Genomic DNA, 15,914 nt, shown 5'->3' on the forward strand with positions numbered 1-15,914 from the left:
CGCTTATGAAAGTCCGTTGCTTAGGTGGATTAAGCTCGGCGCATAATGAGGCAGGCCGTCTAAAGTGGCAGAGAACAGTTTTTCAATGATGAGGGGTGAATAATACAAGCCCACACCACCGCCTGTTCCTGTTGCCAGTGCCATGATGGATTGGCGAGCAATCCCTGCCACAATACCGACCAAGACCATTGAGCCACAGACAACACGCCCCAAAGAGCCATCGACCCAATCCTTGAGTTTTGTCCATATGGCATCAAAGTCACTGTTCGGGTTCGAGCCGGGTGTGCCATCGGCGTTAATCGAGCCTGCAATCGCAGGTTCAATGAAAAAGAAAAATGCCGCGATGAGAGTCAGTGCATAAAATGCGTAGAGCGCAACACGCTGGGTCTCTTTTTGTTCAGGTGAAATACAGTTTGAATTGGCGAACATAGTGCCTCCTAATTATTTATGTTTTTTTGTTGATGAAACGGTTTGCAGAGGATGGAACACGGTTGGTGAGCTTTCGGCTTGATCATTACCTATAACCCAACGACGATGCTCAATCTCTGTATAGACATAACCGGGCACATTCAAGTCCCCGTCTTTGCTTTGCCAAGGTGCAACCCATATCCGCATAATTTTGGCTGGCGTGCGGATAGGTGTTGGCCCTTCATCTAAAGTCGGTGCAATATAAGCACGGCTTCGGTTGTCTGAAACATTGGTGATTGTTGCTTCTTGATGACTCTCCTCTGTTGAGTTTTCTTTTTTAGGGTGCATGGGTAATGGCACGTTGCCATTGTTGGTTTGGTGGTAAACGTCACGTGCAGACTGACACATCATGCCGTCTGGCATGCCTTTACAACCAAAATCATCGTTGCCAATAGCAAACATTGATGAGCAACCTGATAGTGTGGCTACTGCTAATGCAGCAAGAACTAAAACACGCATTAGGCTTGATCTCCTGCTTTCACTTTGAGTTTTACGCCGTACTCTAAAATCACATCGACCTGACGACCGGCACTGATTTCAATCACGGGGAACATTTTTTCAGCCATCTTGATGTAAAAATCAGCAATGCGTTTAAGTGAGTCCCCTGCCCCTTTTGCTGCGGCACTTTGGAACATGCCTTGGGACATCATGGATTGATATTGCACGGAGCTACCGGCATCACCGTTGCTAAAATTAATGGTGGGCACGGGCACTTTTTGAAAGCCTTCACCGAGTCCACCAAAGAAACCTGAGACAAAAGACTTGGCAATAAGCTGGCCTTGGCGTGACACTAAGCGCCCTCTCACTCCGGCAAGGCCATCTTCTCCTGCAACATAGCCTTTGAGTTCAGCTTCAGTCACATCACCGTTGTTACGAACACAAGACAGGGTTTCGCCGCGCAGATAAACACGTTCTGAACTTAAGTCACCATAACCGCCGACGAGCAAGAAGCATTCTTTAATGTCCTCACTGTATTTGTTGGGTAAAATGGCCTCTTTTTGTAAGCGCAACAAGGCAGGAAAAGGGTGATCTTGAGTGCCATCACTGGTGGGTGCATCCATGCCCGTGACTAATGTTCCTGTCAGGATAGAGCCTGCTGGAATATATAAGAAGTCATCTTTTTGCATGTCTTGCGCCACACTTTTTTCTTTGTTGCCAATGTCATCTAGCTTTGGTGCGCTGTAGGTTTGCACAGAAGTGATACTCCCCTCTTTCGACTTTTCTTCAGGCAATTGAGGTAAGGGGGCATTGGCGAAAATCGCGTTTTTATCTTGCCAATTAATCGGGTGGTTTAAGTAATGATCACCTTCAGAGTGAGGCGTATTGGCAATGGTTTGAACACCTGTTTGGTGCATGCGTGAGTTCAGTTGTTTATTTTCCTCCTGTAAGTAGGCTATTTTTTGGCTGAGCTGTTTATATTGCTCTTTGGAAGCATTTGATGAATCTTTTTTGATTTTGAGTAACTGCGCGTTGAGTTGTTTAATTTGTTGCTGCTTTTCTAGCCCTTCACGGCGCAGCTCATCAATGTTTTTGGCGATTTGATCCATTGTGAAATTGTGTGGACTGCTATCGGTCAAAACATGACGTATGGTGGCTTGGCGTGAGGTATTTTGAGCTTTGGAAGAGCCTCCTGAAAAAAAAGAAACCAGCCCAATTGCAGAAATTAACACCGCACCAATCATGCCATAGCGTCGAAACTTTGGATTAAGACTGAACCAAAACCGTTTAAATATGCCCATGTTGATCTCCTCCTTGCTCTAATAGCGAAGGCCGTTGACTCTCTTGAGAGAACGATTGATGAGGCATATTCATCACCACATAAATCTCACTGGACTGGCCAGAGGTTAAAAAAACATTTGGCCATGCGGCAACGGCTGCAACATTCCAATTTCCACAGGAAGATTCTTTGAGTTCGATGGGGTTGGGTGTGGCGTTGTGAACGGTGCCTACCAGAATTTTAAAATGGTGCCCTGCAATGGTTTGGCCACCATTAAAACTAAAGGATAGTCCGGGTTGAGCACAGTGAGGTAGCGCATCGTTGGGCTGTGTTTTTCCAAGACTATAACCGCTCGGCACTTTACCCAAAGCGGTGTCACGTAATGCTAGGCGTAGCGACTCAATATAGGGTTGGGATTCTTCCCAGCGTTGCGCTTTCTTATTGCTGAAGTTGTAGTGCTGTTGACCTTTGATGTTGAGTTCATATTGTTGCGGTGGAATACGTCTAGGCACTAATGTGATTGATAAAGCCACCGACTCTGAACCGGCATCACGAATATACAGTGTGATCGGAGCTGGGTTTTCAGTGGCGACATAAAGCACATTGTCTTTAATGTCGATGGTGGTTGAGCTGTCCATCTTGATGACTTTGGGTGACGAAAATGGAGTCACGATTCGATTGGCGTGTCCTAATGCAATGGGAAGCACTTCGTTCATACCGGGCTTTAAGCTGACCTGTGATGAAGCACGTAGTGGCACATCGTTGGAAAAAACAGCATGTCGTGGTGTGATGGTGTGACTGATGGGCGCAGTGCCCTTTTTATGATCACAGTCTTTATTGATTGAGCAGGTTTGTGCTGAATGAGAAGCTGTGGTCATAATGGGGAGGTCAGGTAGCACATTGGCACTGGCAACTAATGGCAAGCTGATCAGCAAGGTGATTTTTTTAAGCATCATGTTTGACTCCATGCTGCATGGCGTTGAGTTTTCTAAGGTAAGGCAGTGTTTTAGGTGGGCCTTGGTAAACATCGATGTAGCGAATGAGCGGCTGGTAATTCACAATGTCAATCACGTACTCATAAGTCTTCTCGTCTTTGACTGTCTCGCCTGTCGTTGCGGTTTGATAAGAAATGCCTTCAACAAACACTTTGTTGCTTTGAGGCTCGTAAATGACTTGTTTGGGTTCAAAGCGATAGGTAATGCCATCATGCTTGATTTGCTTGACCTGTGTTTGCATCGCTTTGACCGCTTCACGGTAGATTTTAGGGTCGAGCAGTGGCCCGATCTTATCCTGAATAAAAGAGGCAGTGGCTGGTGTGACATTGCCTGTGAGTTCAGCTAAAAACATGGCCCAGCCTTCCTTATAGGACTCTGAAGCACTGTTAATGCTGACTTGAGCTTCTTTAGTGAGTGTTGTGGGTTGAATAATGACGATGGTTTTTTTATTCAATACCGCAACAATCAATATCAAACTGATGAAAAGAAGTAATGCGATGAATAAACGGCTCCAACGATTTTCTGCTTTTGTTCCTTTCCATGTTTTTAAGTAGTTAGCAAGCTTCATGGTGTCACCTATGAATAAAAAATACGGGCAAAGGGATTCATTAAAGTGCGTGAGCGAGCAAAGAGGTTGACGAATCCATAGCGATATAAAAGATGTAACAAATACCCATCGGGAAACTGGTCACGAAAGCGTTTGTAAACATGAGCAATGACCAAGCCGATGCCAAGGCAAATAGGAACACTGGCTAACATAATCCCAAAAACTAGACCTAAGCCTATGGGCAAGAACTCATCCATGCTCCACAGGAGCAAGTGAGGAGGTTCATCAACACGACGAGGAATTTCAATGGGCTTCATAAATACGCTCCTAAATTATTGGCTTGCTTCATTGTCAATCAGGAACATAGGCTTGCACTTGGGCTAAAAGACCAAATTTTGACTTGCAGCGTCGATTGAATGTACTTAATCGTTGAGTGCTTTTTTGGAGGCTTGTGAGATATATCTCACACGGGTGTAGGAAAGATGCGCTATTTTTGCTTTTGATGTAACGCAAAAAAGGCTGCAACCTATTGATTTATCTTGCTTCTATGGTTTTTAGATAAAGTCTCACCGCATTTTTATGTTTTTGAGTGGTTGTCCTCAAACTTGTGAGTGGTACATTGTAATCAAGCGGTAAGGATAACCGCAAAGGAAAAGGCTCAATGGACTGAGCGAGTAAAGGAAGACATGTTACAGAATTTGGCCACAGGAGTGGTCATGGCACCAAAGCTAACGGATTAGCTATGTTGCTTAGGAAGAGCGGCAACGTGCCAGAGCTGGATGCTCATTATGGATAGAGAATGGCTGATGGATAGGCCGTACATTGGAAGTTGCAGGGACAAAAAAGACTAAAACAAACAAAAAGCAAGCAAGCTAGGCGGAACCACCCCTCCGCCTTGGCTCTATTCTCATTACCTTTTATGTAATTTTTTCTATATAAAATAAACCATATTGGTAGATTTTTAGCTCAAGTTTGGTTATGATCTACCATATTGGTAGATTTTGGGTCTAAACTATAGCATGAGTAAAGAATGCAGAGAGATGCCGACCTATTCTCTTGATACGCTCAAGGCCATTTTTAATTGTCCTGCGAACTTGGTTATGACTGTATTGGCAGTGCGTGGGTATACAGCATTGGGCTTTACTCAGAGCGATGTGGTTGCTGCGATTCAAGCATTAACCAGTGATGACTTTTTCAAAACGATGGAGCCATACACAGAGGGTTTTACTGCATGGCAAGATGTTTATAAGCCCATATATAATGGCATTGGGTTATATATTAAGTTTCAAAAAAACCCAGAAACAGGAGAAACGATTATTTCGTTCAAAGAGAGGTGATGGTGATGAGTAATAAAACACAAAGATGTCCTCTGTGTGGTGCTAAAGGCGCAGTCCATGAAGCACGACGCACTGAGTATACCTATAAAGAGGAAAAGTTTTATATCAACCAACCTGCTTTATGGTGTGATCGTTGTGATGATGCTGTTATAACTCCTGCGGACAACAAAGCGTCTTTAAAAGATATGGCAACCGCTAGAGCAGTGATTGATAAAGTATTAACTCCTGATGAAGTGAGAAAAGCAAGGAAGAAATTAGGATGGACGCAAGAACAGGCCGGAGAGTATTTTGGTGGTGGCCCGTCTGCTTTCGGTAAATATGAACGTGGTGAAATTCAAATCCCTAAAACAGTGAGCGTATTACTTTATACGCTATCAACAAATAAAGCGTTGTTAGATAGTATTGAGAAGTCACTTAACAGCATTATCAAAGAGCATGACGTATTTCTTGATGAGCATGGTGAGTATTTTATCAATACAAAAAAAGCAGGCTAATTTGAATATTGGCCTGTTACGACCAATATTCTTGTCATCTTAGATTCGTTTTTGTACATGTCCTACTGAAAACCCAAATACGACACAGACGATAATCATCACAATAAAAATCAGTAATGGGTGCAAGGGCAAAGGCAACCAAAACAGCATCATGAGTCCTAGCATCAAATGTGTAAATAAATTCCAACCAAAGCGATGAAATACGGGACTTGTATAGTCAAAGTTAGTGCGTTTAAGTTTCCAGGTCATCACTCCGTCAAAAAGTGCAGCCAGAAACAGTACGCTGAGATAGGGTAATAACGCCACGAATAAAATCACTCGCAAGATAAGTTGATAAATGACATAGGCAAACGTTTGTAATCGCCCATCAACCCATTGATACCAAGGTGAACTAATACGCTTAAAATCATCTTTTTGTAGCACCTCTTTGGGAGGAATAAAAAAATGATGTAAGGTTTGATATATACCGCTAGTCACGAAAAGGGAATGGAATAATGTTGTCGATTGGCTCACTATCCAGAGTTCTTCGTTTTTCCCCAAGCTTGCGGAAACGTATTCTGCCTCCTTGACCGAGCAATTCTTGACGAGTGAGCTGGGCAAACAAAGGCTCACGATTAATATTTCCAATATTAGTAACCAGATTCCCAGTTTCAAGGACTTTTTCATAGTCAAACCTCTTCATAATAATTTCTGCACGACCAACAATGAACTCATCGACGAGCCAACGGCGAATTGCGGCCTCATCACGGTATTGATAAGGCTCAACGATCAGAAATTTATCGTTGCGTATGCCTAACCAGAATGAAAATGGAATTTTATCGTCCAATGTCCAAGACTCATCACGAGCTTCATCAACGACTTTGAACTGCATTGTTTTGCAAATAGCTTCACAAAGCGCATCAATGTAAATAGCGAATGAAAGTGCACTTGGGTGATCTCTACGGTCAGATGCAAATCGAGCATATGCATAGTGATGAATGGCATAGCTGAAAATTGAATAAATTATCGGGTCATTGCGCCAACTGGGGCGGTGGCCTCTTAAATGCTCAGAAACAATGCGAAGGCATTGTTGAGTGGTATCCTTTGCATAGCGCCACTGGCTATGAAGCTGTTCTAATTCATCGGCTTCTAATGGCCACCGTTTTTTTAATACACAAAATAGGGGGTAATAGTCAGAGCGTGACCGAGGCACACGCTTAGCATTAGGATAGCGAAAATGCAGTGTATGACTGCGGTTTTGCCTCATCACTTGCATTTCAGCAAGTGGTGTTCCATAAATTTGATCTTCTGTGAACATTAATGAGTCTCCTTATTTTCAACAAGAATAGGAAGTCGGCCTTTGTAGATATAGCCGCCTGAAATTTTGGCGACATATTCGAGATTGGGGAGCATTCCCAAAAGAGGCGCTGGAAATAAATCAGCTTCCTCCTCCATAAGTCGCTCACCTGTGTTGCCGCCAAAAGTGGCTGGGTTATTGGTATTTGTGGAGATGCCTTGCGTTCGCATCACATATTTCACGCGCGTTTTAGGGATGTTATTGACAACAAACTCTTGGCTATCTGGGTCATTAATACGCAGTGAAAATACATTATTGATATTGCCAAGTACTTGTAGCGCCTTATCTTTATTTCCCAGTCGTGCGGTAAAGTCTGGAATGGTTTGAGTAGCAACAAATAAACGCATCGCTGCGCCACGGCCTTTATTAAGAAGCTGAATAAAAGGGTCGTTAATGACCTCCGCGGCCTCATCAACAAAGATATTTACAGGTCGGTTATTGACACCATAGTTATAGCGATTGCCAGCCACTGCGGTTAAGTCAGAGAGAAAAATGGAGCCAATGGTGGCACTGACCATGCCATCGGTTAAAGAATCTAAACCAATATAAGCGACCATGCCATTATTAATGATTTTTGAATTATCCATCACAGGCCGGGTGTCACTGGATTCATTCACGTCAGGTGATAATAAATGACCAATTTCACCGGATGTCAGCATATTTAAAATTGGTAATAAGGACGCAATCATCTTAGAGAGGTGGGTTTTATCATGCTGAAACATACCCAATAACCCTTCTAGGTCAGAGTTGGGGTAGTGGGGTTGGATTTTTTCTTGATAATACTTCATTAGCATTGCTGCTTTTGACTGTAGTGTTTTCGCACGATCTAAATAAGTTGCCGCTTCTGTTAACCAACTTTCACCGATGACACGTAATGCATAAGCACTAATTGCATCAACGACGAGTCCGGCCTCCCCTGTTTCGATATAGCGGCGCAATGCCTTTAAGTCAGGACGAGTGTTTGTAAAGAGTAAGCCTTGCACAATATTATTGAGCGCCATTTGTCCATAGGCTTTAAAAGGGTCGCCACCGCCTTCGCTGGGAATCAAAGCGGCAATTCGGCTGGCGAGTTCGGTGCCTGAGCTAAAGTTACGCAAGGGGTTTAAGCGAATGCTCGATTCAGGAAATGCTGGATGGAATTTTACAAAGCGTTCAGGCTGATTCATTGCTTTGCAAACGCGCTCTGCATTATCACATAATTCTTTATCTCCTTTCGGGTCAATGATAATTACCGTTTCATTGCGTAATATGGCTTGTGAAACTAAAGTATCAAAACAACGTGTTTTGCCTGAGCCTGTAGTGCCTAAGATTAATGTATGCCCTTCAACATGTTTCATAGGTTGATAGACTTTATGTTCCTGATGTTCTAACCCATGTATCCAAGTCATCCCCATATCAGGGCTTTTGTTGTGACGCTTTAATATCTCACTCTGATTGCGCTTTAATATTTCAAATGCTCGTTGAGCATGTGTGTTCTCCCATAGGAAGCCATACCCAAGCCAGAGCTGGTCAGTGTGTCCTTCGATTAAATCTTTCACTTCATCGAGGGTTATAAATTCCAAAGCACGTCCATGAACATGTTTTTGTATCTTGTATAAACGAACTGCCTGGCGTAAACGGGTGCAGCCAAGTAGAGCACAAACTGAACTGGCAATAAAAGCTGACGTGAGCGGTTGTCCCATTAGTTCTGCTAGGCCAAGACAGCCCAGTGCAGCAGTGCCCCAACCTGCAACAATGGCAAATTCGTAGTTGGGTCGCCATGTGACATCGTATTCGAGTGGATTATATTTAATGGCCATTTTTCCTCACAAATAGTTGTTGGTTTTCAATTTTGATTCGTGAATCAAGGCGGAATGACATTTTCAGCGAAGACAAGCTGACTCCTATGGTTTTTAAATCGTTTTCTAAACTCTCCAAAGAAAGGTAATACCAGTCTTTATCTTCATAGATTGGGCTTTTCACATAGCGCTCTTTGCGCGTGAGTATGTCTTCGATAACCTCTGAGGCTAAATCTTTTGTGCCGCCTGACCCTTTACGTTGGCTTTTTTTCTTGGTCAGTTTTAATTGATACTTTTCTAGCAAGCGCAATAATTCTTGTGATATTGGCTTTGATAAAGCGACCCCTCGTGCATTAATGGCTTTATATTCGGTGGCTTGGGAAATAGGAAATGCAGGGTTAAATACAGCAATTCCTGATGAGAAGAGTTGAGCAATACACTCTTTTTCATCCACACCTTCAAAGGCAATAGTTTCAATCAAAATAAACTGAGCGTTATTTTGTCGAAGCCCTTCATTGAGTTGTTTGCGATTAATTAGAGATTCAAGGAGAGTGAGCAAGACATGATGATCTGGATAAGACTGTATCGCAAGCTTGGCTTCATTTAGAAAGTCGGCTTCTTTTTTTGATTTTTTGTTTCTGACTAAAAAAATGCTCGCATGCGAACATTCTGCATCAATAACAGGTTTTTTGGTTAAAGACTCTTTAGTTGCTTTACTGTTATTCTCTTTTTTGTTTAAGGCGTTTATTTTGCTCGCATGCGAGCAATTTGTGTCATTAACATTTTTAGAGGCTTGGTTTTGATTTAAATTACTTAAAACATCACCAACAACCTCGTCAATGTTTAAGGGGTTAGAATTGCTCGCATGCGAGCAATCAACCTCTAAAGCAGAATTATTGTTTTTCTCTGCTTGTGCGAGCACCTGTTCCAATGAGCTTTCTTCGTTCTGGTCATTGCTTTCATGCGAACACGTTGACTCCTCAAAAAGATAATCGAGAGGTGGAGGCTCTGTGTTGTCTTCATCATTGTGCTCAAGATCAGCCGAATAACTTTCCAGAGGAGGTTCTACATCGCTGTCGCTAGAATGGTTCTCTTCATCCTCTACTCCGGCAATTTTTAATAGATCATCAATTGTTTGTGGCTTGCCTGTCACGCTTTGACATTCATCTTTTATTTCAATGTCCGTTTGTGACTGAGAGTTAAGCTCAATGTTCGTGTTGGACTGAGTATTATTTTCTGTGTCCGTATCTGACTTGCTTTTATCTTCTAGCATTTCAACTGCACCATCCACGGCTTTAGGCACAACATCGGGAAAGATGAGTTCAGGAGATTCCAAGTGAAGAGCTAAAAATTTAAATTCAACCTCTTGCTCATTGACTTTGATTTTTGGATTGATCTTCCAAAACTTATACTGCACTTCATTTTCTAGGCAGTTCGCAACAGCTAGGCCACGCTCGATTAAAATATCGGCAAGCGTTTCTGCATTGCTAGGGACTCCCGGCACTTGGTTTTTTTTGATGACCTCCATAATATCGGGCACCGCCTTTTCCCAAACAATAAATGCCCCCTGCTCTAGTACCCACACTTTTGCACCGGGTTCATTCACCTTCCATGTTTTCTCATTGAGCAAGGTTTTCATGGCGTTAAACAAATAGGCTTCAATGGGCACTCCATAGGAGAATTGGTCAACTTCAAGACGACTGGCTTCCATGTCTCGCTTCACACTCATTTGATCACCTTGTTTCATGAGCTTGGCAATTTGCTGTGTGGTTTCTGCACCAGAAATGGCTTCAAGCATGGCCTGTAGAATTTTAGGGCCGCTCTCAGCCAAATAATCCAAACGCTCTTTGCCAATCATGCGCTCGACATTGAGTACAGAAAATTGCTCATGACGTTTGTGGCGGTTTTCACTGTGTCGCCAGTGCAAGTAGTACTGAGTAATACCCTTCGATACCGCCCAGTCTGCCAGTGATTCTGCATAAGGATTCCAACGCTGCGTGCCTTCTTTGTCAGTAACGGACAAATCAGACAACGGCTTGCCGACATCGTGAAGTAAGCCAGCATAAAAGGTGGCAAGTCGCCAAACAGGTTCATTCAGACGGCGTTGACGTGGTGTGCCTTCCATTGTAAATATCACTGCTTCCGAGGCTTGTGTTGCAAAAAAGCCGACTTCAAGTCCGTGCCGAAACAAGCCTCCTGCTCCTCGATGGTGGTGCATTTGCGAGGCTGGTAATAAGTGAACAAAAGATGCATAGCTGTGAATCACAGGCATCACCCAGCGATTAAAATCTTCGTCAGGAAAACCAATCGAAAGTTGAATCCGGCTTATCCAATCTTTTTGTGTGGCAATCACCTGCTCTAAAGATTTAAAGGGAATACCCTCTGCAAAAGGTGGATAGCGAGGGACTTTATCATCATCAAAATGACCTTTGCGAATCATATCGATGGTGACAGGCTGTTCGGTTGGTTGTGGCTTAGCCTCTTCTTTTAGTTTCTTCGTCGGTGGCTCTTCAGCCATTAACGCTGACCAGATATTTTTAATTTTGCGTGTGATCTTCATGCTTCCCCCTTGTTTAGCACTATGATCACACGACCAATTTGCCTTTTACCCCGGCTTTGGAACCAAAAATGAACATGAAGCCGGGGTTAGCTGTAAAAAAGTGATCGTAGACTAGAAGCACGATGAATCACTGAGAGAACTGGAATGAAGAAACTTTGGTTGCCAATGATGCTCACTGCGCTTACGGCTGCATGTACAACACCGCCTGAAAAGCCTGCACCTCATAGCTATGTGCCGAGTAATAATGAGCACTTAAACACTGATCGTTATTTAACGGTTGAATGGGGCAATATGGGACGTGGTGGCGCGGCGCTTAGAGAGCCGGACTATATTCATGTAATTGATGAGCCACGCCTTACTAACCCAGAAGAGGAAACTCCTGCAAAAAACAACAAAAACCTTGCCGCTCAATCAATCTCGACAGTTCAGCAAGTGGAGCATGAGCTATACCTTGGGCCTTGGTATCGTTACTGTAACCGAGGTCAAGACATGATATTTGATGACTGGTCTGCGGTTGCGATTCAAGGTGAAAATAAAGGGATTCCGCAAAGCATGCTCAAATCCTGCTCGCCACCGCCTTATAATTTTGCGGATTATAAGGCAGCTTGGGCGCATTACTGTTATAAGACTGCGCCAATGTCCGTGTTGGACAGGCTAGTGGTGAAGCAGTCTGGGGTGAAGAATTTGCCGAGGGTGTTGTTTAAGGCTAGGCCGTGCTCTAATTTAAACCCTTAACGCTGTGCTCAACTTTTCACCTAGAGGGCACGGTATAGCTTGCTTTTAGGTTGTTAATTTATGAATGACTAGCTTATAAGGCTAGATAACATCAGGCTTTAAAAAAAGTTGAGCGCGGCGTTAGGGTTATAACTAGCCAGAAAAGTCTTGTCTATGCTGAAGAATGTATAACTAATAATATGGTTTTGGAGATTTCGTATGGGACAAGGCCTTTCTGAAGCAATATAGCTATATGAATTAAATTTTAAGTGATTGATTTTAATGGATAATATTTAATTAGAATCTACCGCTACCACAAAAGGAAGCCATTGCCGCAAAAAAATAGTTGAAAAACACTATCAATGGGATAGCACCACAAACTTAGTTAAGACGATAGTTTAGGTTAAATATGAGACACTCTCAAAGTGTTACAAAATGGGAATGTGGCCAACTAAATCCACTCAGAAAATAATTGATATCTATGTATTATCCTGTATATTCTCATTGTATAAATTTCAGAGAGGTGTGTTTTGAAGGTATTAGATTTATTTTGTGGTTGTGGAGGGCTCTCTTTAGGCCTTGAGCAAGCTGGCTTTGATATTGAGCTTGGTATTGACATTTGGCAAGATGCATTAACAACCTTTAAGGCGAACCATATAGACTCTGAGACACATTGTCAAGATTTGTCTGAGGTAAATTTTGATGAAGTTAGCAATCGGTATCTTCCAACTGGGGTTGATTTGATTGTTGGGGGCCCACCTTGTCAAGGCTTTTCTATATCAGGGAAAAGAGACCCAGATGACCCTCGAAATAAACTATATACAGCATTTTTAAAAGCTGTTGATCATTTTAAACCTAAGGCTTTCATTATGGAAAATGTACCTAATCTAGCTTCAATGAATCAGGGAAAAATAAGGGATACTATTGTAAAAGAGTTTGAGAGTATAGGTTACACAGTTTCTCATCGCAACTTATTAGCTTCTGATTTTGGGGTGCCGCAGAACAGAAGACGCTTTATTATGGTTGGTCTATTGGGCGGTGATCAATTTGACTTTCCTTCACCTACTCATATGAAAAATAAGATAAGCTGTGAGCAGGCTATATCTGATTTAGTAGAATCATCAATAATGGATGGAGCTAAGTACCCACTAGAAAGTCAATCGTTGTATCAAGCTGAAATGAGAGTTGGTTCGAGTGGTGTGTTTAATCATGAAACTACAAAACATACTGAAAAAACCGTTTCAATTATATCTTTGGTTCCAGATGGAGGTAACTACAAGGCTTTGCCTGATAGCTTGAAGGGAATCAGAAACGTCAATATAGCATGGACAAGGTATAATAGCCAAAAGCCTAGCCTAACTATAGACACTGGCCATCGCCACCACTTCCATTACAAGTTCAACAGAGTCCCTACTGTGAGAGAGTCCGCTAGGTTACAATCTTTTCCAGATAAATTCGTTTTCCTTTGTTCAAAAACAAGCCAATATAAGCAAGTAGGTAATGCTGTCCCACCCATTTTAGGAAGAGTATTGGGCGAACAGTTGAAAAAGCATTTATAGGGGTTGCAATGTATCAGGTTCCAGAAGAGTTTCATATTAGACTTCACCATTGTAGGCCAAGATTCAAAAACAACAGGGAAAATGTCCTTTTGTATATGGCCAGTGAGATTTGTACTATTGGGGAGTTGCCAAATGATGAGTTTTCTGAGCGCCTGAGTCAGGCAATTAAACTGTTTCCCGGGAATGCATTGAAAGCCAAGAAAACTATAGATAATTGGAGAACTGAAATAAGCGCTCTGCTTGGTCTAGTAGAATATAGTGAAGATGGTAGAAGCAAGCCAAGCAAGATGGCTTATACTTTAAATGAAGAGCAGGATTTGATCGAGTTTTTTAGGTTTTTTTGTTTTAAATTTCAATATCCTGGAGGACACCTTAAACCAGATAGGGTCCGTGAATTGATAGAAAATGGTGTAAAATTTAAGCCTGTAAAGTACATACTAAAGCTTCTTATAGAAGCTAGTAAAGCTACAAAAAAAAGTTTGGAATTTCTAAACAAGAGGCAACGCATTGTATATTTAATGATTTGAGAGTAGTTAGAGATGGACGCACAGTTTCAGAGACTATCCAGCTGATTACAGCTAACAGGGATTCTGGTTCAGAGTATGATTGCCGTGGCGATGTTGTGAGATATGCTGGCGATATTCTTGACTATATGGAGCTAGCAAATCTTGTAGATAGAAAGCCGAATGGTAAGTACTATGCAAGAACTATAGAGCTAGAAGTTATTAATGCGATTACTACAAATGAAGAGTACTTTCCTGCATATGAAGGGCTCTATGGGAAAACCGATTTAGTAACTCAAGATATCTCGAAAACACAAATAGCTTGGTTCAAGTATGTAAACACAGGGTTAAATTCAAAGATATTCCAAACCGACATTTTTAAAATTGTGGAGCCGGAAGCTGAAGAACAAGAAGAAAGTAGCTTCATAGTCGAACTCCTTAACAGCATAAGAAGAAAGCAAGAAATTAGAAAAAAAATTAGAACTAAAGATATTGGTGATGTTGGAGAAGCAATTACTATTCAGCATGAGCAAATTAGACTAACTAATATAGAAAGACCAGATTTAGCGAAAAAAGTCAAAAAAATCCCGGAAGAATTTGCTTTGGGGTTCGATGTAGCTTCACATGAAGGAACAACAGAAAATAAACGCTGTATTGAAGTTAAAACGACGATTAGCCGAAACAAACTTAGCATTCAGCGCTTTCATATGACTCCCAACGAATGGGAAGCTGCTAACACTTTTAGAGATGCCTACTATATATATAGGTTAATGATTTCGTCAAATACCGTATCCCTCTTTATTATGCGCAATCCTGTAGGCTTGTATAAAAATGATGTTATTAACATGACTCCAAGGCATGGGGCTGATATCACTTATGATGAAAAAGCTGGTAATTTTGAAGAGGTTTTGCTATGAAAAGTCTAACAGCTGTATCCCTTTTCTCAGGTTTGGGTGGGATGGACTTAGGCTTGTTAGGTGGGTTTTATTATCTAAATAATTTTTATAAAAGAAATTTATTCAGCATAAAGTTCGCTATGGATTTTCATCTTCCAACCTGCGACATTTACAACAACAACTTCGATCATAAATGTCTGCATAAAGATGTAACTGAATTAAAAGAAAATCAGATTCCTAAACATGATATTTTGCTAGGGGGGTTCCCATGCCAAGCATTTTCAGTTTCTGCGCAAAATCCTCCAAGACTGGGGTTTAAGGATGACAGAGGGAAATTATTCTTTGAGATGTGTAGAATTCTTAAGCATCACAAACCTAGATTTTTTGTTGCAGAAAATGTAAAAGGCATACTTTCAGCAAATAAAAAAAGAGCATTTCCTTTAATAATTAGTGAGTTCCAAAAAGCCGGATATTACGTAAAATATGAAGTGCTTAACTCTGTAAAATTTGGTGTTCCTCAAAAAAGAGAACGTGTATTCATAGTTGGATTCAAAAGAAAGAAAGACTATTTGAAATTCGAGTTCCCACAGGGAAACAGCTCAAGCTATGTACCAATAAAAAAGATTCTTGATGCAGAAGAAACAATTGAAGAAAAATATTATTTCAGTGAGAGAGCAGTTGAAGGATTAAAAAACACAAAGAACTATAAAATAATGAACAAAGGAAGAGCTCAATGCATTGAAGGCCCTAGCAACACAGTAAGCGCACATTTAGCTAAAGTGAGTTTGAATAGTACAGATCCTGTGTTAAAGATTGGTGGTAGATACCGAATGTATACTCCACGAGAGGTTGCAAGAATTCAGTCATTCCCTGAGTCATTTAAATTAACAGGTTCTAAGACAGTAAATTATCAAGCGCTAGGTAATGCTGTGGCTCCGGTTGTTATGTGGCATATAGCACAACAATTAGAAAAAAATTGTTTTGAATGTCGATAACAGCCTGAAAAAAAA

Annotated in this window: 16 protein-coding genes and 1 pseudogene; 7 read left to right on the forward strand and 10 right to left on the reverse strand. The window is 41.6% G+C overall.

From position 1 onward, the window contains the following. Nucleotides 1-3: 3 nt before the first annotated feature. The 6 genes from traA to traL are packed head-to-tail and all read right to left on the reverse strand — an operon-like array spanning nt 4 to nt 4,044. Nucleotides 4-429, reverse strand: coding sequence for a TraA family conjugative transfer protein (traA, locus tag BGC07_RS23545; RefSeq protein ID WP_069314193.1), 426 nt, complete (start codon nt 427-429; stop codon nt 4-6). A gap of 12 nt (nt 430-441) precedes the next feature. Beyond that, complete coding sequence (traV, locus tag BGC07_RS16655) at nt 442-927, reverse strand: type IV conjugative transfer system lipoprotein TraV (protein WP_069314194.1); 486 nt, start codon at nt 925-927, stop codon at nt 442-444. After that, nucleotides 927-2,207, reverse strand: coding sequence for a TrbI/VirB10 family protein (locus tag BGC07_RS16660; RefSeq protein ID WP_077217018.1), 1,281 nt, complete (start codon nt 2,205-2,207; stop codon nt 927-929). The genes traV and BGC07_RS16660 overlap by 1 nt, the downstream gene beginning before the upstream one ends. Then, the gene (locus tag BGC07_RS16665) at nt 2,194-3,141 is read right to left on the reverse strand and encodes a TraK domain-containing protein (protein ID WP_158006997.1); all 948 of its coding nucleotides are present in this window, start codon (nt 3,139-3,141) and stop codon (nt 2,194-2,196) included. The genes BGC07_RS16660 and BGC07_RS16665 overlap by 14 nt, the downstream gene beginning before the upstream one ends. Continuing rightward, nucleotides 3,131-3,748 carry a TraE/TraK family type IV conjugative transfer system protein gene (locus tag BGC07_RS16670; protein WP_069314195.1) on the reverse strand — a complete coding sequence of 206 codons (618 nt, stop codon included), beginning with the start codon at nt 3,746-3,748 and terminating at the stop codon, nt 3,131-3,133. Before BGC07_RS16670 ends, BGC07_RS16665 begins: the two co-directional genes overlap by 11 nt. An 8-nt stretch (nt 3,749-3,756) precedes the next feature. Beyond that, nucleotides 3,757-4,044, reverse strand: coding sequence for a type IV conjugative transfer system protein TraL (traL, locus tag BGC07_RS16675; protein ID WP_069314196.1), 288 nt, complete (start codon nt 4,042-4,044; stop codon nt 3,757-3,759). A gap of 723 nt (nt 4,045-4,767) precedes the next feature. Here traL and BGC07_RS16680 point away from each other — a divergent pair. Both BGC07_RS16680 and BGC07_RS16685 read left to right on the forward strand, forming a co-directional pair. Beyond that, nucleotides 4,768-5,064 carry a type II toxin-antitoxin system MqsR family toxin gene (locus BGC07_RS16680; protein ID WP_069314197.1) on the forward strand — a complete coding sequence of 99 codons (297 nt, stop codon included), beginning with the start codon at nt 4,768-4,770 and terminating at the stop codon, nt 5,062-5,064. A 5-nt stretch (nt 5,065-5,069) separates the two neighbouring features. Continuing rightward, entirely contained in the window at nt 5,070-5,558 is a 489-nt protein-coding gene (locus BGC07_RS16685) for a type II toxin-antitoxin system MqsA family antitoxin (protein ID WP_158006998.1), read from the forward strand. Nucleotides 5,559-5,597: 39 nt separating this feature from the next. On the opposite strand, the gene BGC07_RS16690 is transcribed toward BGC07_RS16685, so the two are convergent. The 4 genes from BGC07_RS16690 to mobH are packed head-to-tail and all read right to left on the reverse strand — an operon-like array spanning nt 5,598 to nt 11,232. Then, a complete protein-coding gene (locus tag BGC07_RS16690; RefSeq protein ID WP_235603471.1) occupies nt 5,598-6,071 on the reverse strand; it encodes a DUF4400 domain-containing protein in 474 nt (157 codons plus the stop codon). After that, nucleotides 6,028-6,855 (reverse strand): hypothetical protein, encoded by an 828-nt coding sequence (locus tag BGC07_RS20915; protein ID WP_069314200.1) that lies wholly within the window; start codon nt 6,853-6,855, stop codon nt 6,028-6,030. Before BGC07_RS20915 ends, BGC07_RS16690 begins: the two co-directional genes overlap by 44 nt. Continuing rightward, on the reverse strand, nt 6,855-8,693 hold the full coding sequence (gene traD / locus BGC07_RS16700) for a conjugative transfer system coupling protein TraD (RefSeq protein ID WP_139121813.1): 1,839 nt from the start codon (nt 8,691-8,693) through the stop codon (nt 6,855-6,857). Before traD ends, BGC07_RS20915 begins: the two co-directional genes overlap by 1 nt. Next, on the reverse strand, nt 8,683-11,232 hold the full coding sequence (mobH, locus tag BGC07_RS16705) for a MobH family relaxase (RefSeq protein ID WP_069314201.1): 2,550 nt from the start codon (nt 11,230-11,232) through the stop codon (nt 8,683-8,685). The genes traD and mobH overlap by 11 nt, the downstream gene beginning before the upstream one ends. A gap of 144 nt (nt 11,233-11,376) precedes the next feature. Between mobH and BGC07_RS16710 the strand changes: the two genes are divergently transcribed. The 5 genes and pseudogenes from BGC07_RS16710 to dcm all read left to right on the forward strand — a co-directional run bounded on the left by BGC07_RS16710 (nt 11,377) and on the right by dcm (nt 15,899). Further along, entirely contained in the window at nt 11,377-11,967 is a 591-nt protein-coding gene (locus tag BGC07_RS16710; RefSeq protein WP_069314202.1) for a hypothetical protein, read from the forward strand. Nucleotides 11,968-12,476: 509 nt separating this feature from the next. Then, nucleotides 12,477-13,505, forward strand: a complete 1,029-nt coding sequence (locus tag BGC07_RS16715) for a DNA cytosine methyltransferase (protein ID WP_235603472.1) — start codon at nt 12,477-12,479, stop codon at nt 13,503-13,505. 8 nt (nt 13,506-13,513) lie between these two features. Then, nucleotides 13,514-14,277 (forward strand): annotated as a pseudogene (locus BGC07_RS19780) (hypothetical protein); the annotation flags it as partial. A 117-nt stretch (nt 14,278-14,394) separates the two neighbouring features. Further along, the gene (locus BGC07_RS19785) at nt 14,395-14,925 is read left to right on the forward strand and encodes a DUF3883 domain-containing protein (protein ID WP_235603474.1); all 531 of its coding nucleotides are present in this window, start codon (nt 14,395-14,397) and stop codon (nt 14,923-14,925) included. After that, nucleotides 14,922-15,899: a DNA (cytosine-5-)-methyltransferase gene (gene dcm / locus BGC07_RS16725; protein WP_069314204.1), complete on the forward strand. Its 978-nt coding sequence runs from the start codon at nt 14,922-14,924 to the stop codon at nt 15,897-15,899. The genes BGC07_RS19785 and dcm overlap by 4 nt, the downstream gene beginning before the upstream one ends. The last annotated feature ends 15 nt before the right edge of the window (nt 15,900-15,914 follow it).

Origin of the sequence: Piscirickettsia litoralis (assembly GCF_001720395.1) — a bacterium.
Taxonomy (GTDB): domain Bacteria; phylum Pseudomonadota; class Gammaproteobacteria; order Piscirickettsiales; family Piscirickettsiaceae; genus Piscirickettsia; species Piscirickettsia litoralis.